Here is a 21,334-nt window from a genome sequence, read left to right as displayed (position 1 = left end):
GAATGCATGGCGTCGAATGTAGCACGCTGAATCTCGGCGTCACGCTTCGCGCATCGGCAAGCCAGCCTTGATCGTCAAGCCGTGCCGCCGACGGTCAGACCGTCGATGCGCAGCGTCGGCTGGCCCACGCCCACCGGCACGCTCTGGCCCTCCTTGCCGCAGACGCCGACGCCGGTGTCCAGCTTCATGTCGTTGCCGATCATGCTCACGCGGGTCAGCGCGTCGGGCCCGTTGCCGATGATGGTCGCGCCCTTGACCGGGTACTGGATCTTGCCGTCCTCCACCCAGTAGGCCTCGCTGGCCGAGAACACGAACTTGCCGCTGGTGATGTCCACCTGGCCGCCGCCGAAGTTGGTGGCGTACAGGCCCTTCTTGATGCTGGCCACGACCTCCTGCGGGTCCTTGTCCCCGCCCAGCATGTAGGTGTTGGTCATGCGCGGCATCGGCACGTGGGCATAGCTCTCGCGGCGGCCGTTGCCGGTCGGGGCGACCTTCATCAGGCGCGCGTTCATCGCGTCCTGGATGTAGCCCTTGAGGATGCCGTCCTCGATCAGCACGTTGCGCTGAGAGGCGCAGCCTTCGTCGTCGACGTTCAGCGAGCCGCGGCGGTCGGGGATGGTGCCGTCGTCCAGCACCGTGACGCCCTTGGCCGCCACGCGCTGGCCGATCTGGCCGGAGAAGGTGGACGAACCCTTGCGGTTGAAGTCGCCTTCCAGCCCGTGGCCCACCGCCTCGTGCAGCAGCACGCCGGGCCAGCCGGGGCCCAGCACCACGGTCATCTCGCCGGCCGGGGCCGGGCGCGATTCGAGGTTGGTCAGCGCGGCCGAGGTGGCCTGCTCCACATAGCTCGCGATCATCTCGTCGGTGAAGTAGGCCAGGCCGAAGCGGCCACCGCCGCCGCCGCTACCCACCTCGCGCCGGCCGTTGCTCTCGGCGATCACGGTGATCGACAGGCGCACCAGCGGGCGCACGTCGGCCGCGAGGGTGCCGTCGGCGCGCGCGATCAGCACCACCTCGTGCTCGGCCGCCAGGCCGGCCATCACCTGGGCGATGCGCGGGTCCTTGGCGCGGGCCATCTTCTCGGCGCGCTCCAGCAGCTGGACCTTGGCCGTGCTGTCGAGGCTGGCGATCGGATCCTCGCCGCCGTACAGCGCGCGGCTGCCCGGGATGATCGATTCCGACGGCACCTTGACGCGCCGGCTCTGGCCGGCCGCGGCGATCGTGCGCACCGTGCGCGCGGCATCGAGCAGCGCCGCCTCGGAGATGTCGTCCGAGTAGGCAAAAGCCGTCTTCTCGCCCGCCACCGCGCGCACGCCGACGCCCTGGTCGATCGAGAAGCTGCCGCTCTTGACAATGCCCTCTTCCAGGCTCCAGCCCTCGGCGCGGGTGGTCTGGAAGTAGAGGTCGGCGTCGTCGACGCGATGCTCGGTGATCAGGCGCAGGGCCTTGCCGAGCGTCGCCTCGCTGAGGCCGTAGGGCTCCAGCAATTGGGCGCGTGCGGTGGCCAGGCGGGCGATGGTGGGTTCGCGTGCAATCATGCGGACGATTCTAGGTCGCACCCGACGACCATGCGCCCGCAATGGCGTCGAAGACCACGCGCAGCCGCGGCGTGTCGCGCAGCTCGCGGTGCGCCGTCAGCCACAGCGGCAAGCGCGGCAGCGGCAGTTCCGGCAGCAGCTGCACCAGCGCCGGGTCGCGCGCGCCCAGCCGCTGCAGCCCCACGCCGATGCCCAGGCCCGCGCGCATCGCCTCCCAGCAGGCGACCTGGTCGTCGCAGCGGATCGCGAAGAACTCGCGCGTGATGTGCTCGAAGCCCGCCTCGTGGAAGCCGCGCAGCATCTGGTCGGAGCGGTCGTAGCCGATCCAGTCGTATTCGGCGAAGGTGGCCAGCGTCGGCATGCCATGCCGCTGAACGTAGTCCTGATGGGCAAACAGGCCCAGCGGCCAGTCCGCCAGCTTGCGCGCCACCAGCGTGGGCTCGGCCGGCCGCACCATGCGCAGCGCGATGTCGGCGCTGCGGTCCAGCAGGTTCTCCACCGCATTGCTGGCGACCAGCTCGATCTGGATCTCCGGGTGGCGCCGCCGCAGCTCCAGCAGCAGCGGCGGCAGCAGGTAGGTGGCGACGATCTCGCTGGCCGTGATGCGCACCGTGCCGGCCAGGCTCTGCTGCTGGCGGCCGGCCAGCGCCACGCTGAGGGCCTGCGCGCCCTCGCGCATCTGGCGGGCGGCCGGCAGCAGGGCCTCGCCGGCGGCGGTGAGGCGCAGGCCCCGCGGGCTGCGTTCGAACAGCGCATGGCCCAACTGCGCCTCCAGCGCCGCGAGCTGCCGGCTCAGCGTCGGCTGGGTGCTGCCCAGCAGCGGCGCGGCGCGGCTCAGCGAGCCGGTCTCGGCCAGCACGAGAAAGGCTTGCAGCAGCGACCAGTCCAGCGCATCGGGGTTCATCGTTGGCCATCCATTTGTGCATGGCCAGTATGCAGCACAGCGGCTTCTGCATAACTGCGAGTTTCAGCAGACTGCGCTCCATCGCAACCCTGCTGGAGACCTTCGATGAACAACAGCAAGACCGTCCTGATCCTCGGCGCCGCCGGCCGCATCGGCCTGTGCCTGACCCAGGCCTTCGCCGCCGCTGGCTGGCAGGTGATCGCCCAGGCGCGCAAGCCCTTCGCCGCACCCGCCGGCGTGCAGGTGCTGCAGTGCGATGCACGCGACGTCGACACGCTGGTCGTCGCCGGCCAGGGCGCCGGCGTCGTCATCCACGCCCTGAACCCGCAGTACACCGAATGGGAGCGCCTGGCCCTGCCGCTGGCGGAAGCCGCCCAGCAGACGGCGGAGCGCCTCGGCGCCCTGCTCATGCTGCCCGGCAACGTCTACAACTTCGGCCGCGAGCTGCCCTATCTGCTGAAGCCGGACACGCCGGAGGTCGGCAGCACGAGCAAGGCCCGCATCCGCATCGAGATCGAGCGGCGCATGGCCGCGGCAGCGCCGAGGCTCGATTCCGTCGTGCTGCGTGCCGGCGATTTCTTCGGCGGACCGGGCACCGGCAACTGGTTCGACCAGGCCATCGTCGCGAAGCTGCGCTCCCACCGGACCGTCACGCACCCGGGGCGGCTCGACAGCATCCACGCCTGGGCCTACCTGCCCGACCTGGCCCGGACCTTCGTCGCCGTCGCGGACAGGCGCGCCGAACTGGGCGGCCACCACCGCTTCCACTTCGGCGGCTACTGGATCGAGGGTCAGGTCTTGCATGAGGCGCTGGAGGAGGCCTGCGGCCATGCGCTGAAGGCGGCCTCGATCCCCTGGTGGGCGATGCGCCTGGCCGCGCCCTTCCGGGCCGACCTGCGCGCCTACCTGGAGATGAACTACCTGTGGCAACGGCCGCACCGGCTGGACGACACGAGCCTGCGCGCCCTGATCGGCACCGTGCCGCTGACGCCGCTGGTGCCGGCGCTGCGCACGAACCTGATCGAGCTGGGCCAGCTCGATCCCGCGGCGGCTGCTACACACAACATTACACAGCCGGGGTCCACCATTTGCCGAGAGGAGTCGTTCTCAACTCAAGCCCGGTGACCCCATCGGGCGACCAGCGAAAAGGAACCCTGACCATGAAGCGCACCACCCAACTGATCGCCCTGCTGTCCCTGGCCGGCTTCGCCGCTCTCAGCCAGGCCCAGACCGCCACGCCGCGCGTCGACCAGCGCGAAGCGAACCAGCAGGCCCGCATCGACCAGGGCGTCGCCAGCGGCGAGCTGACGCACAAGGAAACGCGCCATCTGGAGAAGCAGCAGGCCAAGATCCACCGCGCCGAGGTGCACGCCAAGGCCGATGGCTACGTGAGCCCCGCCGAACGCGCCCGCCTGGCCAAGATGCAGAACAAGGCCAGCCACTCGATCGAGAAGGCCAAGACCAACGACCGTACGGCCGGCTGATCGATCAATCGTCTGACTCAGCTTCGTTCTTCAGCGCCAGCGCGGTGTCGTACAGACGCTTGCGCGGCGCTCCGCTCAACTCGGTCGTCAGCGACACGGCCTGCTTCAGCGGCAGCTCCGCCAGCAGGATCTTGAGCATGCGCAGCGCCTCGGCCGGCAGTTCGTCCTCACGGGCACCGGCCGTGGCCGCCACCGCATGCAGCACCAGCACGAACTCGCCGCGCTCGCGTTGCGCGTCGGCGGCCAGCCAGCCCGGCAGCGTCGCCGCAGGCGCCGTATGAACGGTCTCGAACTGCTTGGTCAACTCGCGGCACACGGTCACCGTCTGCTCCGGACAGAGTTCCGCCAGCAGGTCCAGCAAGGCCTTGATCCGATGCGGCGCCTCGAACAGCACCTGGCTGATCGAACTGCCACACAGCGCCTGCAGTGCATTGCGCCGCTCCTGCGCCTTGGTCGGCAGGAAGCCGGCGAAGGCGAAACCGTCGGCCGCGGCATCGCCGGCCACGCTCAGCGCCGTGACCGTGCTGCTCGCCCCGGGCACCGGGAAGACGCGCAGCCCCGCCGCCGCCACCGCGGCCACCAGCACCGCACCGGGATCCGAGATCGCCGGCGTGCCGGCATCGGACACATAGGCCATGCGCTCGCCCTGCTTCAGCCGCTCGACCAGCGCGGCGCTGGCCTCGCGCTCGTTGTGCTGGTGCAGCGTGATCAGCGGCCGGTGCAGGCCCAGGTGGCGCAGCAGGCCGGCGCTGACCCGCGTGTCCTCGCAGGCGACGGCGTCGACCAGGCCCAGCACGTGGATCGCGCGCAGGCTGAGGTCGGCGAGGTTGCCGATCGGGGTGGCGACGACGTACAGCGTCGCTGCGGGATACTGCTGGGCGCCGGCCGCGGCCGCGGCGGCCTGCATCAGCAAAGAGGCATCGGTGATGTTCAAGTGGGGCTCGCGTCGAATGCAGACCGGCCAGGCTGCCGAGGACCGCGCGCTGCAGCACCTGCAGCGGCATGGCCTCGTCCTGGTGGAGCGCAATTATCGGGTGGCCCGCGGCCCCGGTGCGCGGGCCGGCGAGGTGGACCTGATCATGCGCGACCCGCGCGACGGCACGCTGGCCTTCGTGGAAGTGCGCGCCCGCGCCGGCCGCGCGCACGGCGGGGCGGCCGCCAGCGTCACCTCGACCAAGCAGCGCCGCCTGATCTACGCGGCGCAGCACTACCTGCTGCGCCTGGCCAGCCCGCCGCCCTGCCGCTTCGACGTCGTGGCCCTCGATGGCGACGGTATCGAATGGCTACAGGCGGCATTTGATGCTGACATATGATCCCGCCCGACATGCTGGAACAACGGATCCAAACCCAATTCTTCGAGAGCGCCGACCTGCTCTACCAGGTCGCCGAGCAGCTCTCCCGCCCGGTCGCCGTGGCGGCGCAGATGCTGGTGGACGGCATCACCGGCGGCGGCCGCGTGCTGTGCGTCGGCCAGGGCCTGTCGGCGCTGGATGCCAGCTATATGGCGGCGCTGCTGGTGGGCCGCTTCGAGCAGGACCGCCCCGGCCTGGCCGCCTGGTCGCTCGATGCGCGGGCCCATGCCAGCGGCAGCGAGGACGCCTCGCTGGCCCGCCAGGTGCAGACCCTGGGCCATCCCGGCGACCTGCTGCTGGTGTTCGACACCCAGCGCGCGCCGTGGGCCGAGGTGCTCGCCGCCGCGCACGGCCAGGACATGAGCGTGATCGCGCTCAGCGGCAGCCAGGACGAGGAACTGCGCGGCCTGCTGCGCGACACCGACGTGCAGATCCGCGTGCCCCACAGCCGCCAGCCCCGCGTGTCCGAGGCGCAGCGTCTGCTGGCCCACTGCCTGTGCGACGCCGTCGACATGCAGTTGCTGGGCACCGGCGAATGAGCGCCACGACGACCGACAAGACCTGACCCCATGGATCGCAAGATGAACACCAAGCCGTACTTCTTCTTCAAGCCCCGCCACCTCCTGCTGCTGGCCGCCATCGCCGGCACGACGCTGCTGAACACCGGCTGCGCGCCGCTGCTGCTGGGCGGCGCCGCCATCGGCGGCACGATGGTCGCCACCGACCGCCGCACCTCCGGCACCCAGGTTGAGGACGAGGGCATCGAGTTCAAGGCCGGCCAACGCATCAAGGAGCAGCTGGGCGACCGGGTCCACATCAGCGTCAACAGCTACAACCGCATCGTGCTGCTGACCGGCGAGGTCCGCGCCGAGGAAGACAAGGCCACCGCCGTGCGCATCGCCGGCGGCGTCGAGAACGTGGCCAAGGTGCTGGACGAAACCGCGGTGACCTTCCAGAGCTCGCTGTCCAGCCGCGCCAACGACACGCTGATCCAGACCAAGATCAAGGCCACCCTGGTCGACGCCAAGGACCTGATCTCCAACGCCTTCTACGTCGTCGTCGAGCGCGGGGACGTGTTCCTGATGGGCCGCGTCACCGAGCGCGAAGCCAAGCGCGCCAGCGACCTGGTCGCCGGCATCCAGGGCGTCAAGCGCGTGGTTCGCTGCTTCGACGTGATCAGCGAGGAAGACCTGGCCAATACCGTGCCCCGGCCAGCGGCCAAGACGCCCTGACGGGCACACCAGGGAGGCCCGCCATCGATCCGAACCTGCTGAAGGAACTCCGTATCGACCATGCCGAGCGTGACGCCGGCAGCGGTCTCCCGTCCTGGCTGTGGCCGGTCGTCGGCGGCGTGGTCGCGGTGGCCCTGCTGGCCGGCGGCGGCGCCTGGTGGTGGGCGAACAGCCGGCTGGTGCCGGTGAAGCTGGCGGCCGCGCAGTCCACCGCCGCGAACGGCAGCAGCGCCGGCGCTGCCGTGCTCCAGGCCACCGGCTACCTCGTCGCACGGCGCCAGGCCACCGTCTCCACCCAGATCACCGGCACGCTGACCGCCGTCTACATCGACGCCGGCGACACCGTGAAGAAGGATCAGGTCCTCGCCCGCCTCGAAGACGCCTCGCAGCGCGCCGCGCTGGAACTGGCCCGCGCCAACGCCCGCGCCGCCGACGCACAGGTCGAGCAGGCCCGCGCCACGCTGACCCAGTCGCAGGCCGATTCGCGCCGCCAGGCCGAGCTGCGCGCCCAGGGCATGGTCTCGCAGCAGGCGGCCGAGCAGGCCGACAACGCGGTGGCCGTCAACCAGGCAGGGCTGCTGACGCGGCAACGCTCGGCCGATGCCGCACGGGCCCAGCTGAACCAGGCGCAGGTGAACTTCGACTACACCATCGTGCGCGCGCCCTTTGCCGGCGTGGTCACGGCCAAGGCCGCCCAGGTGGGCGAGATCGTCTCGCCGCTGTCGGCCGGCGGCGGCTTCACCCGCACCGGCGTCGGCACCATCGTGGACATGGACTCGCTGGAGATCGAGGTCGACGTCAACGAGGCCTCGATCGGCCAGGTGAAGCCCGACATGCCCTGCGAGGCCGTGCTGGACGCCTACCCGGACTGGAAGATCCCCGCCCGCGTGATCGCCATCATCCCGACCGCCGACCGCGGCAAGGCGACGATCAAGGTGCGCATCGGCTTCACCGGCGCCAAGGACGCGCGCATGGTGCCGGACATGGGCGCGCGCGTGACCTTCCTGCGTGAGGCGCCAGCCCTTGCCAAGACCGGCGCCGCGCCGCCGGCCGGCGTGACCGTGCCGGGCCCGGCGGTGGTACAACGCGACGGCGAGAAGGTGGTGTTCGTCTTCGACGGCGGCCGGGTGCACCGGCGCCATGTGAAGGCCGGCGCCGAGGCCGGCGGGATAACGCCCATCCTCGACGGACTGCAGGCGGGCGAGCGCGTCGTGCTGGCCCCCGATGCGGCGCTGCAGGACGGCGCCGCGGCCAAGGAAGCGGACAAGGACACGAAGTAAGCGGCAAGACCTGACACTCAGCGGAGGTGGATCGATGGGAAGCAAGCTGATCGAGATCCGAGACCTGTCCAAGGTCTACCAGCGGGGCAAGCAGAAGGTGGAGGTCCTCCACCACATCGACCTCGACGTCGAGCAGGGTGATTTCCTCGCGCTGATGGGCCCGTCGGGCTCCGGCAAGACCACGCTGCTGAACCTGATCGGCGGGCTCGATGCGCCCAGCGGCGGCTCGCTCACCGTGTCCGGCCAGCGCATCGACCAGCTCGGCGCCGGCCCGCTGGCCCGCTGGCGCGCGGCGCAGGTGGGCTTCGTGTTCCAGTTCTACAACCTGATGCCGGCGCTGTCGGCACAGCGCAATGTGGAACTGCCGCTGCTGCTGACCAAGCTCTCCGCTGGCGAGCGCAAGAAGCGCGCCGCCATCGCGCTGCAGCTGGTGGGCCTGGCGGACCGCGCCACGCACCGACCCGCCGAGCTCTCCGGCGGCCAGCAGCAGCGGGTCTCGATCGCGCGGGCCATCGTCTCCGACCCGACGCTGCTGGTCTGCGACGAGCCCACCGGCGACCTGGACCGCGAATCGGCCGAGGAGGTGCTGGCCCTGCTGGGCGTGCTCAACCGCGACCACGGCAAGACCATCGTGATGGTCACCCACGACCCCAAGGCCGCCGAGCGCGCGCGGCACACGCTGCATCTGGACAAGGGCACGCTGGTCGAAGCCGCCACGGCTTGATGAGGAAGGGAGGCCACCGATGAAATACCTCCACCTCGTGTGGGCCGCGCTGTTCCGGCGCAAGACCCGCACCTTCCTGACGCTGGTCTCGGTCGTCACGGCCTTCCTGCTGTTCGGCCTGCTCGATGCCGTGCGCCACTCCTTCGACGAGGCCGGCCAGAGCGCCAACGGCGCCTCGCGCCTGCAGACCGGCTCCAAGCTGTCCTTCATCCAGCTGCTGCCGATGTCGCTGGCCCAGCGCATCTCGCAGGTGGACGGCGTCAAGGCGGTCACCTACGCGAACTGGTTCGGCGGCGCCTACCAGGACCCGCACAACCAGGTCTTCAGCTTCGCCGTGGCGCCGAACTACCTGGACCTCTATCCGGAGATGCAGGTCAGCGCCGAGGCCCGAGAGGCCTTTGCCAAGACGCCGATGGGCGCGCTGGTCGGCGAGGGCCTGGCCAAGCGCTTCGGCTGGAAGGTGGGCGACAAGATCCCGCTGCAGTCGACCATCTTCCCGGACCGCAGCGGCAGCAAGAACTGGCAGTTCCAGCTGGTGGGCCTGGTCCACGTCGGCAATATGAAGACCGACGGCTGGTACGACCAGATGTTCCTGCTCAACTGGAAATACTTCGACGACACCACGCCATACAACCAGGGCCAGGCCGGCTGGTACGTCACCAGCGTCAAGGACGTCAACCAGGCGGATCGCGTGCTGAAGGCGATCGATGCCATCTCCGCCAACTCCGACCACGAGACCCGCACGATGACCGAGCAGGCGGCGACCGCCTCGTGGATGAAGCAGTTCGCCGACATCGGGCTGATCACCACGTCGATCATGGGCGCCGTGTTCTTCACGCTGCTGCTGCTGGCCGGCAACACGATGATGCAGGCGGTGCGCGAGCGCACCGGCGAGATCGCGGTGCTGAAGACGCTGGGCTTCTCCGGCACCAGCGTGATGGCGATGGTGCTGGCCGAATCGGTGCTGCTGCTGGTGATCGGCGGCGCCATCGGCATGCTGCTGTCCAGCATCATCGGCCCCATCATCAGTGCCGGCAGCGGCGGCATGCTGAACCTCACCGCCGCCGGCGCCAAGAGCTGGGCGCTGGGCGGGGCGCTGATGCTGCTGTTCGGGCTGATCGTCGGCGCCATTCCGGCGCGGCATGCGATGCGGCTCAACATCACCGACGCACTGGCCGGGAGGGCCTGACGATCATGATGAAGACCTTCTTCTCTCGTCTGGGCCTGCTGCTGCTGACCGTGGCGGTGCTGGTGGGCTGGGTCTGGCTGCCCTGGTTCGGCGCGCTGGCCCTGGCCCTGCTGCTGGCCCTGTGGCTGCTGCTGCCCGGCCCGGGCACGCAGGCGCGCTCGGTGGCCGCGGTGGGCATCGCCACGCTGACGCAGCGGCTCGGCGCCTCGGCGGTGATCGTCGTCGGCATCGCGGGCGTGGTGGGTGTGCTGGTGGCCCTGCTGGCGATGGCCGAGGGCTATGCGCAGACGCTGCGCCAGTCCGGCAGCGAGGACACCGCCATCGTGCTGCGCGGCGCCTCGGCGGCCGAGGTGGCCTCGGTGCTGTCGCGCGAGGAGGTCGTGCAGATCGCCCAGGCCCCGGGCATCGCGCGCAATGCCAAGGGCGAGCCGATGGCTTCGGCCGAGACCGTCGTCGCCGCCAACCTGCCCATCCTGGAGGCGCCGGACGAGGACGGCAGCGCGCAGGTGCGCGGCGTCGGCGATGCGGCCTTCGACGTGCGCGACAAGCTGAAGATCATCGAGGGCCGCAAGTTCACGCCGGGCCTGCGCGAGCTGATCATCGGCAAGGGCACGCTGCGCCAGTTCGCCGGCATGCAGGTGGGCCGCACGCTGCGCCTGGGCAGCGAGAACTGGACCATCGTCGGCGTGTTCGCCTCGGGCGACGCGATGGAGTCCGAGCTCTGGGCCGATGCCAACGTCGTCAACGACAGCTACAAGCGCGGCAGCGGCCGCAACTCGGTCTTCGTGCGGCTGACCAGCAAGGACGCCTACAAGGACTTCAAGGCCGCGCTGGAGGCCAATCCGCAGCTGAAGGTGGACGTCAGCACCACGCTGGACTTCTTCGCCAAGCAGTCCGAGCAGATGACCAAGCTGCTGCGCATCATCGGCATCGTGGTCGGCTCGATCATGGCCGTGGGCGCGGTGTTCGGCGCGCTGAACACGATGTTCGCCGCCGTCGCCACGCGCGCCCGCGAGATCGCCACGCTGCGCGCGATCGGCTTCCGCGGCCTGCCGGTGGTGGTCGCGGTGATGCTGGAGACGATGCTGCTCGCGGCCATCGGCGGCCTGATCGGCGGCGCGCTGGCCTGGGCCATCTTCAACGGCTTCTCGGCCTCGACGATGGCCGCCAACTCGGTGGGCAAGCTGAGCTTCGAGCTGCGGGTGTCGCCGCAGCTGCTGTGGGAAGGGCTCAAGTGGGCCCTGGCCATCGGCTTCATCGGCGGGCTGTTCCCGGCGGTGCGGGCGGCGACGCAGCCGGTGACGGCCGCGCTGAGGGAGCTGTGACGCCCGGACTCAGCGCAGGCGCTTGATCAAGCTGGACGTGTCCCAGCGCCGGCCGCCCATGTCCTGCACGTCGGCATAGAACTGGTCCACCAGCGCCGTCACCGGCACGCGGGCGCCGTTGCGGCGGGCCTCGTCGAGCACCAGGCCCAGGTCCTTGCGCATCCAGTCGACGGCGAAGCCGAAGTCGAACTGGTCGTCCACCATGGTCTTGCCGCGGTTGTCCATCTGCCAGCTCTGCGCCGCGCCCTTGCCGATGACGTCCAGCACCTGCTTCATGTCCAGGCCCGCGGTCTGGCCGAAGGCGATCGCCTCGGACAGGCCCTGCACCAGGCCGGCGATGCAGATCTGGTTGACCATCTTGGCGAGCTGGCCGGCACCGGCCGTGCCGACGCGGGTCACTGCCTTGGCCATGGCGAGCGCCACCGGCTTGATCGCCTCGAATGGCGCCTCATCGCCGCCGCACATCACCGTCAGCGCGCCGTTGACCGCGCCGGCCTGGCCGCCGGAGACCGGCGCGTCGACGAAGTGCAGGCCGCGGCCGATGGCAGCGCGGTGCAGCTCGCGGGCGATGCCGGCGGAGGCGGTCGTGTGGTCGACGAAGACGGCGCCGGGCTTCATGCCGTGGAAGGCGCCCTGCTCGCCCAGCGTGACCGAGCGCAGGTCGTCGTCATTGCCGACGCAGGCGAAGACGATGTCGGCGTCCTTGGCCGCGGCCTCGGGCGTGGTCGCAAAGGCGTTGCCGTACTCCGCCACCCAGGCCTCGGCCTTGGCGGTCGTGCGGTTGTAGACGGTGACCGAGTGGCCGGCGCGGGCCAGGTGGCCGGCCATCGGATGGCCCATGACGCCCAGGCCGAGGAAGGCGACCTTGGCGGCAGGAACGGAGGAATCGTAGGTGCGGGTGCTCATCCCGCCACCTTACATGATGCTCAGGTGCTCCGTGCCGGATGACAGGTCGCCCGAGCGCGCCCGCTCGCTGTTCAGCTTGATCTGCAGCCGCAGGTCGTTGACCGAGTCGGCATTGCGCAGCGCGTCCTCGTAGGTCACCTTGCCGATCTCGTAGAGATCGAACAGTGCCTGGTCGAAGGTCTGCATGCCGACCTCGCGCGAGCGCTTCATCAGCTCCTTGATCTCGCTGACCTCGCCCTTGAAGATCAGGTCGGACACCAGCGGCGTGTTCAGCAGGATCTCGACCGCGGCGATGCGGCCCTTGCCCTCGCGGCGCGGCAGCAGGCGCTGCGAGACCAGCGCCCGCAGGTTCAGCGAGAGGTCCATCAGCAGCTGGCTGCGGCGTTCCTCGGGGAAGAAGTTGATGATGCGGTCCAGCGCCTGGTTGGCGCTGTTGGCGTGCAGCGTGGCCATGCACAGGTGGCCGGTCTCGGCGAAGGCCACCGCGTGCTCCATCGTCTCGCGGTCGCGCAGCTCGCCCATCAGGATCACGTCGGGCGCCTGGCGCAGCGAGTTCTTCAGCGCCGACTCCCAGGTGTCGGTGTCGATGCCGACCTCACGCTGAGTGACGATGCAGTTCTTGTGCGGGTGGACGAACTCGATCGGGTCCTCGATCGTGATGATGTGGCCGTAGGTCGTCTCGTTGCGCTCGTCGATCATCGCGGCCAGCGAGGTGCTCTTGCCCGAGCCGGTGGCGCCAACGACGATCACGAGGCCACGCTTGTTCTGCACCACCTCGCGCAGTACCGGCGGCAGGTCCAGCGAGGCGATCGTCGGCAGCGTGGCGGGAATGGTCCGCAGCACCAGGCCCACCTGGCCCTGCTGAAGGAAGGCGTTGGCCCGGAAGCGGCCGATGCCCTGCGGCGAGATCGCGAAGTTGCATTCCTTCGTGCGCTCGAACTCGGCCGCCTGCTTGTCGTTCATGATCGAGCGGGCCAGCTGCAGCGTGTGCTGGCCGGTGAGCGGCTGCGGCGAGACCTTGGTGACCTTGCCGTCCACCTTCACCGCGGGCGGGAAGTCGGCGGTGAGGAACAGGTCGGAGCCCTTGCGCGAGACCATCAGGCGCAAGAGGTCGTTGATGAACTTGGAGGCCTGGTCGCGTTCCATGGAGAGTCCTCGTTAGGTATGCGGCGATCAGCCCGGGAAGTTCTCGGGGAACTTTGCTTTCGACCGTGCCTCGGCAGGCGAAATGACATTGCGCCGCACCAGGTCCGTCAGGTTCTGGTCCAGCGTCTGCATGCCCATCTGGTTGCCGGTCTGGATGGCGGAATACATCTGCGCCACCTTGTTCTCGCGGATCAGGTTGCGGATGGCCGAGGTGCCCAGCATGATCTCGTGCGCCGCCACACGGCCCGAGCCGTCCTTGAGCTTGCACAGGCTCTGCGAGATCACCGCCACCAGCGACTCGGACACCATCGCGCGGACCATCTCCTTCTCGGCCGCGGGGAACACGTCGACGATGCGGTCCACCGTCTTGGCGGCGGAAGACGTGTGCAGCGTGCCGAAGACCAGGTGACCCGTCTCGGCCGCGGTCAGCGCCAGGCGGATGGTTTCCAGATCGCGCATTTCACCGACCAGCACGCAGTCCGGGTCCTCGCGCAGCGCCGAGCGCAGCGCGTTGGAGAAGCTCATCGTGTGCGGGCCGACCTCGCGCTGGTTGATCAGGCTCTTCTTGGACTCGTGCACGAACTCGATCGGATCCTCGATCGTGAGGATGTGGCCGTACTCGCTCTCGTTGAGGTGGTTGATCATCGCGGCCAGCGTGGTCGACTTGCCGGAGCCGGTCGGGCCGGTCACCAGCACCATGCCGCGCGGCTTCAGCGCCAGCTCGGCAAAGACCTTGGGCGCGCTCAGCTGCTCCAGCGAGAGGATCTTGGACGGAATGGTGCGGAACACCGCGCCCGCGCCGCGGTTCTGGTTGAAGGCATTGACGCGGAAGCGCGCCAGGCCCTGGATCTCGAAGGAGAAGTCGACCTCCAGCGTCTCCTCGTACACCTTGCGCTGGGAGTCGTTCATGATGTCGTACACCATGTCGTGGACGGCGCGGTGGTCCAGCGCCTCGACGTTGATGCGGCGCACATCGCCATGGACCCGGATCATCGGCGGCAGGCCGGCCGAGAGGTGCAAGTCCGAGGCCTTGTTCTTGACTGAGAATGCCAGCAGTTGAGTGATGTCCATGCAAGCCATTATGGCGACGATCCCCGAAAACTTACACCGCACCGAAGCCCGCATCGAAGCCGCCTGCGCCAAGGCCGGACGCAGCGCGCAAAGCGTCACGCTGCTCGTGGTTTCGAAGACATTTCCCTCCATGGCGGTGCGCGAGGCGCACGCCGCCGGTGCGCGCCGCTTCGGTGAGAACTACGTCCAGGAAGCCTTAGACAAGATTGAGGACCTAACGGACATCCGCAGCGGTGTCGAATGGCACCTGATCGGCCCCTTGCAGAGCAACAAGACCAAGCCGGTGGCCGAGGCCTTCGACTGGGTGCACAGCGTGGACCGGCTGAAGATCGCGCAGCGGCTGTCGGAGCAGCGGCCCGCGGGGATGCCGCCGTTGAACGTCTGCCTGCAGGTCAACATCAGCGGCGAGGCGAGCAAGAGTGGCGTGGCGCCGGCCGATGTCGAGACGCTGGCCCGTGAAGTGGCTGCGCTCCCGCGCCTCGCCCTGCGCGGGCTGATGGCCGTGCCCGAGCCCGAAGGCGACTTCGAGGCGCAGCGCATTCCGCATCGGGCTTTGGCCGCTCTGCAGGCGCGACTGATCAGCAACGGCCTCACGCAACTCGACACCCTGTCCATCGGCATGAGCGCCGATCTCGAAGCCGCGATCGCCGAAGGTTCGACCATGGTCCGCATCGGTTCGGCAATATTTGGCACGCGTAGCAAGGCCTGACCCCGCACCCCCGGCAACACCAAGGGTAATCCCGAGAGGCCGCTGCGAACTTGTTCACGAGCCCTAACGCCTGATTCGAGCGGTATCGGGCCAAGCCCCGCGACACTGTCTGCATGCCGGATCGACACACCGATCGATCCGCCGCACCACAACATCAAGTCGCGAGGGAACCACCCCATGAATTTGCTGACACAGTTGCGCATCAGCTACCGCCTGGCGGTCAGCTATGGCCTGCTGATCCTGCTGCTGATCGCCATCGGCAGCTACGGCGCCTCCAACGCCAGCCGCCTGGCCGGCGACCTGGACCGCACCGCCAACTCGAGCCTGGTCAAGATCGCCGCCGCCAACGACCTGGACGGCAGCGTCAACGTCATCGCCCGCGCCTCGCGCGACCTGCTGCTGCTGGACACCGCCGGCGGCATCAAGAAGCAGAAGGCCGCCATCGCCGGCGCGCTGGCCGACAGCGAGAAGCAGCTCGCCAGCCTCGACGCCAAGCTCGACGGCGACAAGGAGAAGGGCCTGATCCGCGACGTGCGCGAGCGCCAGGCCAAGTTCTTCGAATCCGTCGCCAAGTTCCAGAAGGTGCAGGCCGACGGCAGCCCCGACGAAGCCCGCGAGAGCCTGATCACCGACGTGCGCCCGGCCCAGCAGGCCTACCAGGACGGCCTCAAGGGCCTCGTGGACCTGCAGTTCGCCAACGCCCATGACCTGGCCGTCAACGGCGGCCAGATCGCCCGCAACTCGGTGCTGGTGACCTTCGTGCTGATCGCCGTGGCTGCGGTCATCGGCGTGGGCGGCGGCGTCGTCATCGCCCGCTCGATCGTCGTGCCGGCCCGCCAGGCCAAGGCCGCGGCCGAGGCCATCAGTGCCGGCGACCTGACCCAGGCGATCCGCGTGGAAGGCAGCGACGAACTGAGCCAGATGCTGCGCGCGATGCAGGACATGCAGACAGCCCTGTCCGGCGTGGTGACCAGCGTCAGCACCGCCGCCAACGAGGTGGCCCACAGCTCCAGCGCCATCGCCGGCAGCAACGTGAACCTCAGCGACCGCACCGCCCGCTCGGCCGCCAGCCTGCAGAACACCGCCGCCTCGGTGGAGCAGATCGCCTCCAACCTCAACGAGGCCAGCGACCTGACCCGCCGCGCCGCCGGCATCGCCACCAAGGCGCGCCAGTCGGCCTCGGCCGGCGGCGACGTGGTGTCGCGCGTGGTCTCGACGATGGAAGAGATCAGCGCCAGCTCCAAGAAGATCGGCGACATCATCGGCGTGATCGACGGCATCGCCTTCCAGACCAACATCCTCGCCCTGAACGCCGCGGTGGAAGCCGCCCGCGCCGGCGAGCACGGCCGCGGCTTCGCTGTGGTCGCCGCCGAGGTGCGCTCGCTGGCCCAGCGCAGCGCCACCGCCGCCAAGGAGATCAAGGCGCTGATCGTCGAGTCCTCCACCAAGGTCGACAACGGCACCAAGCTGGTGGACAACGCCGGCATCACGATCCGCTCGGTCGTGGACGAAGTGAACAACATGGGCCAGCTGATCGAGGAAATCTCGCATTCGGCCCAGGAACAGGCCAGCGGCGTCGGCGTCGTCAACAACGCGATGAGCGAGCTGGACCGCGCCACCCAGGCCAACACCACGCTGGTGGACGACCTCAGCGTCGCCACCGATGCGCTGAAGACCAGTTCCTCGCGCCTGCTCGATGCGGTGGGCTTCTTCCGCGCGATTCCGGCCTGAGCGCCCGCCTGATCAATCCAACCGAATAACCCGTTACCTCAACGCATCAATACGAGGCATCCAACATGAACATCAAGTCCCTCACCGCCCTCGCCGCCTTCGCCCTCGCCATGGGCGCCGCCCACGCCGACCCCAAGGTCATCAAGAAGGTCCCGCCCGAGTTCCCGCGCGAAGCCGTGCAGGCCTCCGTCACCAGCGGCACCGTCAAGGCCAAGCTGTCGATCGAAGCCGACGGCAAGGTCAGCGCGGTGGACATCGTCGAAGCCACGCCGCGCAAGGTCTTCGACCGCGCCGTCAAGTCGGCGCTGATGGACTGGCGCTTCGAGGCCAGCGGCGAAAAGCAGACGCACGAAGTCAAGCTGGTGTTCAGCAACGAAGACTGATCCATCCGGCACCGTTCCGGACAAGACAAAGCCCACCGACCGGTGGGCTTTTTCATTGCTGGTGGCTCAGCGTGCGTCGGCGTGCAGGTTGGGCAGGCTCGCCTTCGATTGCGACAGGTGCACCAGCCCGAAGGCCCCGACCACCAGCGCCAGCAGCAGGCCGCCGAGGCCCAGGCGGCGGCGGCGCTGGGCACCGGCCATCCGCTGCCGCTGGCGCGACGGAGCCATGAAGCCGGCGGGCGCCGGACCGGCCGTACGCTTCGAGCGCAGCACCTGCGCGGCCTCCTTGCGGCCGTCACGTCCGCTTGCAATTTCGAAGCTCAGCGGCTCGCCGAGCTGGGGCGGTTCACCGTCGCGCGGGAACGCCGAGATGTGGACGAACACCTCCAGGCCGCTCTGCCGCGGCGCTATCGCACCAAAGCCGCGCTCGGGGTTCCACGCTGCCAGACTGCCTTCGAATCTCATTGCCAACGACTCCATGTTCTCGTGGGCCCGCGTCATGCGCGGCGCCGAGGGCAATGATGAAGCCAGCCCCCGCGGCAAGCCGCAACAGCCTGTAAGCACCGGCAACGGCGACAATCCACGTCTTTCCCTCTCCTGCACCTGCACCTTCCCGATGGCGATCCACTGGTTTCCCGGCCACATGAACTCGACCCGCAATGCGATCAACGATCGCATGAAGCAGGGCCTGGACGTCGTCATCGAGCTGCTGGACGCCCGCCTGCCCGGCTCCAGCGCCAATCCGCTGCTGGCCCAGCTGACCGAGGGCAAGGCCAAGCTGAAGCTGCTGAACAAGCAGGACCTGGCGGACCCCGCGCGCACCGCCGCCTGGCTGGCCCACTACAACGCGCAGCCGGACACGCGCGCCATCGGCCTGGATGCGAGCGTGACGGCGCCGGCCAAGGCGCTGGTGCAGGCCTGCCGCGAGCTGGTGCCGCTGCGCGGCGGCATGGCCAAGCCGGTGCGGGTGCTGATCTGCGGCATCCCGAACGTCGGCAAGTCCACGCTGATCAACACGATCTCGGGCCGGCGCGCCGCCAAGACCGGCGACGAGCCCGGCATCACCAAGATCGAGCAGAAGATCGTGCTGGACAACGACGTCTACCTCTACGACACGCCCGGCATGCTGTGGCCGCGCATCAGCGTGGAGCAGAGCGGCTACAACCTGGCGTCCAGCGGCGCGATCGGCCGCAATGCCTTCGACGAGGAGGAAGTCGCCGTCGAACTGCTGGGTTACCTGCGCGGCAGCTATCCGGCGCAACTGGAGGCCCGCTACAAGCTCGGCGAGGCGCTGATCGCCGACACCAAGGGCACCAGCGACGGCGAACTGCTCGCCGCCATCGGCCGCAGGCGCGGCGCGGTGCAGAGCGGCGGACGCGTGAACATGCAGAAGGCGGCCGAGGTGCTGGTCTACGAATTCCGCCAGGGCGTGCTGGGGCGCATGACGCTGGAGACGCCCGAGGAGTTCCTCGGCTGGGTCGCCGCCGGCAAGCAGGCCGAGGCGGAGCGGATCGAACGCAAGGCGGCGCAGAAGGCGGCGCGGCGGGGCAAGGTTCGCCCTGCGGCGGAGAGCCAGGCCGACAACGGCGACGATGACGGCGACGACAACGAGGCCGGCTGATGGCGAAGCCGTTCGCATAGCGAACAGACGCGCCGCGCCGATTTAAGCGCCCGTCCCGAGGGGTCGCCCTCCTCTCAGGACATGGCCACGCAAACCCCCAACCGACCCACCGGCGGCATCAACCGCTCGGCCTTGCGCAATGCCGCGGGATCTGCGCCGCGCATCGAGGAACCGCCCCGCCTGCCGTCCGGGCCGGCGCTGCGCCGCGCGCCGCCGCCGGAATCCGACCTCGTCTACTTCTTCAAGGCCGTCGGCTGGATGAGCGGCGGCCTGCTGGGCGCCGTCGCGCTGTACGCGATGGGCTTCCTGATGCACGACAGCATGGCCGCCGGTGCGGCCATCGCCGAGGCCAAGCAGCAGCGCAGCACCCTGGTCTGCCAGGGCGGCCACATGAGCCACGGCGACGGCTCGCTGCACGACCTGGTGTTCGCAGACGCCTACTTCGTCTGCGACGACTGGAAGACGCTGGAAGTGATCAAGGAAGAAGAGGCCAAGGCGGGCACGCCGCAGGTCAAGGCCGCGGGATCGAAGTAAGGCCCAGCAGCTCACGCGCCTCGGCCGGGCTCGCGACAGCGCGGCCGGCGTTGGCGGCGCAGCGCGCCAGCGCCTCGATCAGCGCGCCGTTGCCGCTCGCACGCTCGCCGCCCGGCAGGTAGAAGGTGTCCTCCAGCCCGGTGCGCAGCATGCCGCCGAGCTCGGCCGTCAGCTGGTGCACCGGCCAGATCTCCGCGCGGCCGATCAGCGTGGCCTGCCAGACGGCGCCCGGCGCCATGTAGCGCGGCAGCAGCTTCAGCAGCTCGCCGTCGCAGGGCATGCCGGAGGCGACGCCCATCACCAGGTTGTATTCCGCAATGCCGTCGAACAGGCCGGCCTTCAGGTACATGCCGACCGAGCGCACGATGCCCACGTCGAAGCATTCGAACTCCGGATGCGTGCCGCATTCGCGCATCACGTCCAGGAAGCCCTGCACCTTGGCCACCGGGTTGTCGAAGACCATCGGCGGCCAGGCCCAGCGGCCGTCCTCGCGGATCTTCAGGTAGTTCAGGCTGCCGGCGTTGCAGGCGGCGATCTCGGGCCGCACCCGACGGATGCAGGCCAGCGGCCCCTCGATGTCCGGGCCGACGACGCCGGTAGTGAGGTTGATGATGACGCCGGGGCAGGCGGCGCGGATCGCGTCGACCACCTCGGCCGCCACCTCGGGATCCCAGCTGGGCAGGTGGCCGCGCCCGGCCTCCTGGCGGCGCAGGTGCACATGCATGATGGACGCGCCGGCATTGAAGGCGTCGCGCGCCTCGGCCGCCATCTGCGCGGGCGTGACCGGCACCGGGTGCTGCTGCGGGTCGGTCAGCACGCCGGTCAGCGCGCAGGTGAGGATGGCCTTGTTGTCGCTCATCATCGAAGAATCTCCAGTTCCACCAGCACGGCGCCGGCCGCCACCGCCTGGCGCGCCTGCGCATGCACGGCCCTGACGCGGCCGGCCGCGCCGGCGCTGAGCCACATCTCCATCTTCATCGCCTCCACGCTCAGCAGCGGCTGGCCCTCGGCCACCGCGTCGCCCGGCTGCACCAGCACCTGGGCCACCAGGCCGGAAACCGGGGCGCGGGCGACGCCCGGGTCAGCCTGCGTGACGGCGGCCGGCAGCGGCGACGGCTCCTCGAAGACGAAGGGATGGCCGCGACGGGCCAGATGCACGCTGCGGCCGATGCGCAGCGCGATGAGCTGCTGCTGCACGCCGTCGACGCTGACGCGAGCGTCTCCCTCGCCATCGAGGAATTCCACGACGTGATCGTCCAGCATCACGCGCCGCCCTTGCGCGCCGGCCAGCCAGCGGCGCTGCTCGCCGCCGTGGCGCAGCGTCAGGCCATAACGCGCCAGGCCGACGGGCCGCGGGCCCGCCGATTCGCCCTCGCCCAGCACCCGCATCGCGGCGGCGACCAGCCAGTCCTCGTCGGCCGGAAGCGGTCGGGGCAGCGCCAGTTCGTCGAGCCGCGCGGTGTGCAGCCGTCCTTGCCGAAACTCGGGATGGGCCAGCAGCTCGCGCAGGTAGCCGCCGTTATGCATCACGCCCAGCAGCGGCGCGGCTTCCAGCGCGGCCATGAGGCGCCGGATCGCGTCCTCGCGGTCCCGCCCGAGCACGATGATCTTGGCCACCATCGAGTCGTACCAACTGCCGATCTCGTCACCCTCGGTCAGGCCATGGTCGACGCGGCAGCCGGCGCGCCCTGGCCGCCACTGCTGCACGCGGCCGGCCTGCGGCCTGAAGCCATCGTAGGCATCCTCGGTGCACAGCCGCGCCTCGATCGCATGGCCGGTGAAGGCGATCTGTTCCTGCCTCAGCGGCAGCGGCTCGCCCGCGGCGATGCGCAGCTGCCACTCGACCAGGTCCTGCCCGGTAAGCAGCTCGGTCACCGGATGCTCGACCTGCAGCCGCGTGTTCATCTCCAGGAAGAAGTGCTCGCCGCTGGCCTGGTCGACGATGAACTCCACGGTGCCCGCACCGCGGTAGCCCACCGCCCGCGCCGCCGCCACCGCATCGGCGCCCATCGAGGTGCGGCGCGCCGCGTCGAGCACCGGCGCTTCCTCGATCAGCTTCTGGCGGCGCCGCTGGGTCGAGCAGTCGCGCTCGCCGAGATGGATCGCGTTGCCGTGGGCATCGGCGAAGACCTGAATCTCGATGTGCCGCCCGCGTTCGACCAGGCGTTCCAGCATCAGCGCGCCGTCCCCGAAGGCGCTCTGGGC

The 21,334-nt window shown here is 69.6% G+C and carries 23 protein-coding genes; 14 read left to right on the top strand and 9 right to left on the bottom strand.

Features of this window, described 5'->3' with window-relative positions; all coding sequences use genetic code 11:
- Positions 1-74 precede the first annotated feature (74 nt).
- Entirely contained in the window at positions 75-1,538 is a 1,464-nt protein-coding gene (gene tldD / locus B0W88_RS05545; protein ID WP_077033661.1) for a metalloprotease TldD, read from the bottom strand.
- Between the two features lie 10 nt (positions 1,539-1,548).
- Positions 1,549-2,442: a LysR family transcriptional regulator gene (locus B0W88_RS05540; protein WP_077033660.1), complete on the bottom strand. Its 894-nt coding sequence runs from the start codon at positions 2,440-2,442 to the stop codon at positions 1,549-1,551.
- A gap of 105 nt (positions 2,443-2,547) precedes the next feature.
- Between B0W88_RS05540 and B0W88_RS05535 the strand changes: the two genes are divergently transcribed.
- Positions 2,548-3,567 (top strand): NAD(P)H-binding protein, encoded by a 1,020-nt coding sequence (locus tag B0W88_RS05535; RefSeq protein WP_077033659.1) that lies wholly within the window; start codon positions 2,548-2,550, stop codon positions 3,565-3,567.
- Positions 3,568-3,602: 35 nt separating this feature from the next.
- On the top strand, positions 3,603-3,926 hold the full coding sequence (locus B0W88_RS05530) for a hypothetical protein (RefSeq protein ID WP_077033658.1): 324 nt from the start codon (positions 3,603-3,605) through the stop codon (positions 3,924-3,926).
- Between the two features lie 4 nt (positions 3,927-3,930).
- Here B0W88_RS05530 and rsmI read toward each other — a convergent pair whose 3' ends face one another.
- Positions 3,931-4,833: a 16S rRNA (cytidine(1402)-2'-O)-methyltransferase gene (gene rsmI / locus B0W88_RS05525; protein WP_077033657.1), complete on the bottom strand. Its 903-nt coding sequence runs from the start codon at positions 4,831-4,833 to the stop codon at positions 3,931-3,933.
- Positions 4,834-4,852: 19 nt separating this feature from the next.
- On the opposite strand from rsmI, the gene B0W88_RS05520 reads away from it, so the two are divergent.
- The 7 genes from B0W88_RS05520 to B0W88_RS05490 all read left to right on the top strand — a co-directional run bounded on the left by B0W88_RS05520 (position 4,853) and on the right by B0W88_RS05490 (position 11,028).
- Positions 4,853-5,239 carry a YraN family protein gene (locus B0W88_RS05520; protein ID WP_077033656.1) on the top strand — a complete coding sequence of 129 codons (387 nt, stop codon included), beginning with the start codon at positions 4,853-4,855 and terminating at the stop codon, positions 5,237-5,239.
- Entirely contained in the window at positions 5,236-5,817 is a 582-nt protein-coding gene (locus B0W88_RS05515) for an SIS domain-containing protein (RefSeq protein ID WP_369973844.1), read from the top strand. The genes B0W88_RS05520 and B0W88_RS05515 overlap by 4 nt, the downstream gene beginning before the upstream one ends.
- Positions 5,818-5,847: 30 nt before the next feature.
- Positions 5,848-6,510 carry a BON domain-containing protein gene (locus B0W88_RS05510; protein WP_233151630.1) on the top strand — a complete coding sequence of 221 codons (663 nt, stop codon included), beginning with the start codon at positions 5,848-5,850 and terminating at the stop codon, positions 6,508-6,510.
- A 128-nt stretch (positions 6,511-6,638) separates the two neighbouring features.
- On the top strand, positions 6,639-7,790 hold the full coding sequence (locus B0W88_RS05505; RefSeq protein ID WP_198937781.1) for an efflux RND transporter periplasmic adaptor subunit: 1,152 nt from the start codon (positions 6,639-6,641) through the stop codon (positions 7,788-7,790).
- 34 nt (positions 7,791-7,824) lie between these two features.
- Entirely contained in the window at positions 7,825-8,514 is a 690-nt protein-coding gene (locus tag B0W88_RS05500) for an ABC transporter ATP-binding protein (protein WP_077033654.1), read from the top strand.
- Between the two features lie 19 nt (positions 8,515-8,533).
- Positions 8,534-9,703, top strand: coding sequence for an ABC transporter permease (locus B0W88_RS05495; RefSeq protein ID WP_077033653.1), 1,170 nt, complete (start codon positions 8,534-8,536; stop codon positions 9,701-9,703).
- A gap of 5 nt (positions 9,704-9,708) precedes the next feature.
- Complete coding sequence (locus B0W88_RS05490; RefSeq protein WP_198937780.1) at positions 9,709-11,028, top strand: ABC transporter permease; 1,320 nt, start codon at positions 9,709-9,711, stop codon at positions 11,026-11,028.
- A 9-nt stretch (positions 11,029-11,037) separates the two neighbouring features.
- On the opposite strand, the gene B0W88_RS05485 is transcribed toward B0W88_RS05490, so the two are convergent.
- From B0W88_RS05485 to B0W88_RS05475, 3 genes are read right to left on the bottom strand one after another with little or no spacing between them, the layout of a single operon-like run.
- A complete protein-coding gene (locus B0W88_RS05485; protein ID WP_077033652.1) occupies positions 11,038-11,934 on the bottom strand; it encodes an NAD(P)-dependent oxidoreductase in 897 nt (298 codons plus the stop codon).
- 9 nt (positions 11,935-11,943) lie between these two features.
- Complete coding sequence (locus tag B0W88_RS05480; protein ID WP_077033651.1) at positions 11,944-13,080, bottom strand: PilT/PilU family type 4a pilus ATPase; 1,137 nt, start codon at positions 13,078-13,080, stop codon at positions 11,944-11,946.
- Between the two features lie 27 nt (positions 13,081-13,107).
- The gene (locus B0W88_RS05475; RefSeq protein WP_077033650.1) at positions 13,108-14,151 is read right to left on the bottom strand and encodes a type IV pilus twitching motility protein PilT; all 1,044 of its coding nucleotides are present in this window, start codon (positions 14,149-14,151) and stop codon (positions 13,108-13,110) included.
- Positions 14,152-14,161: 10 nt separating this feature from the next.
- On the opposite strand from B0W88_RS05475, the gene B0W88_RS05470 reads away from it, so the two are divergent.
- From B0W88_RS05470 to B0W88_RS05460, 3 genes are all read left to right on the top strand, one after another.
- Complete coding sequence (locus B0W88_RS05470; protein ID WP_077033649.1) at positions 14,162-14,860, top strand: YggS family pyridoxal phosphate-dependent enzyme; 699 nt, start codon at positions 14,162-14,164, stop codon at positions 14,858-14,860.
- 177 nt (positions 14,861-15,037) lie between these two features.
- On the top strand, positions 15,038-16,591 hold the full coding sequence (locus tag B0W88_RS05465) for a methyl-accepting chemotaxis protein (protein WP_083748601.1): 1,554 nt from the start codon (positions 15,038-15,040) through the stop codon (positions 16,589-16,591).
- Between the two features lie 65 nt (positions 16,592-16,656).
- Positions 16,657-16,974 (top strand): TonB family protein, encoded by a 318-nt coding sequence (locus B0W88_RS05460; RefSeq protein ID WP_077033647.1) that lies wholly within the window; start codon positions 16,657-16,659, stop codon positions 16,972-16,974.
- A gap of 66 nt (positions 16,975-17,040) precedes the next feature.
- Here the strand turns inward: B0W88_RS05460 and B0W88_RS34635 are convergent, their stop codons facing one another.
- Positions 17,041-17,439, bottom strand: a complete 399-nt coding sequence (locus tag B0W88_RS34635; RefSeq protein WP_077033646.1) for a cold-shock protein — start codon at positions 17,437-17,439, stop codon at positions 17,041-17,043.
- A gap of 151 nt (positions 17,440-17,590) precedes the next feature.
- Between B0W88_RS34635 and ylqF the strand changes: the two genes are divergently transcribed.
- Both ylqF and B0W88_RS05445 read left to right on the top strand, forming a co-directional pair.
- Positions 17,591-18,595, top strand: coding sequence for a ribosome biogenesis GTPase YlqF (gene ylqF, locus B0W88_RS05450; protein ID WP_077033680.1), 1,005 nt, complete (start codon positions 17,591-17,593; stop codon positions 18,593-18,595).
- An 81-nt stretch (positions 18,596-18,676) separates the two neighbouring features.
- Positions 18,677-19,129: a hypothetical protein gene (locus B0W88_RS05445; protein WP_077033645.1), complete on the top strand. Its 453-nt coding sequence runs from the start codon at positions 18,677-18,679 to the stop codon at positions 19,127-19,129.
- Here B0W88_RS05445 and B0W88_RS05440 read toward each other — a convergent pair.
- Positions 19,107-19,988 carry a 3-keto-5-aminohexanoate cleavage protein gene (locus tag B0W88_RS05440; protein WP_077033679.1) on the bottom strand — a complete coding sequence of 294 codons (882 nt, stop codon included), beginning with the start codon at positions 19,986-19,988 and terminating at the stop codon, positions 19,107-19,109. The genes B0W88_RS05445 and B0W88_RS05440 overlap by 23 nt on opposite strands.
- Positions 19,988-21,334, bottom strand: a 1,347-nt coding sequence (locus tag B0W88_RS05435; protein ID WP_077033644.1) for a biotin/lipoyl-containing protein, incomplete at its 5' end; no start/stop codon positions are given. The genes B0W88_RS05440 and B0W88_RS05435, both read right to left, overlap by 1 nt.

This window comes from Pelomonas sp. KK5 (assembly GCF_001984095.1).
Classification (GTDB): domain Bacteria; phylum Pseudomonadota; class Gammaproteobacteria; order Burkholderiales; family Burkholderiaceae_C; genus KK5.
This window is presented reverse-complemented; position numbering and strand designations above follow the sequence as displayed.